At 65.4% G+C, this 327-nt stretch carries 1 pseudogene; it reads left to right on the top strand.

The features are described from left to right. Positions 1-113 precede the first annotated feature (113 nt). Positions 114-327 (top strand): annotated as a pseudogene (locus B3605_RS14275) (phosphoribosylamine--glycine ligase N-terminal domain-containing protein); the annotation flags it as partial.

Raw genomic sequence — 327 nt, 5'->3', positions numbered from 1 at the left:
GGTTTCTCTGGCGGCGGTGGCGGCGGCGGCGGCGGCGGCGGCTGGTAGCCTTTAGGCTTGACCTTTCCGCTCCAGCCCCTTAACCGCCACTCACAAACTGGAAAGGGACGGGCATGAAGGTTCTGTTGATCGGATCGGGCGGACGCGAGCACGCATTGGCCTGGAAGCTGGCGCAATCGCCCGAACTCACCAAACTCTACGCCGCCCCCGGCAATCCAGGGATCGCCGAGCACGCGACCCTCGTCCCCGTCAACACCGAGGATAACGACGCCGTCGTCGCGTTCTGCAAGGACAACGCGATCGACTTCGTCGTCGTCGGCCCGGAAG

This window comes from Rhizobium sp. UBA1881 (genome assembly GCF_002338015.1).
Taxonomy (GTDB): domain Bacteria; phylum Pseudomonadota; class Alphaproteobacteria; order Rhizobiales; family Rhizobiaceae; genus Rhizobium.
The sequence above is the reverse complement of the archived record's forward strand: the minus strand, read 5'-3'. Positions and strand labels throughout refer to the sequence as shown.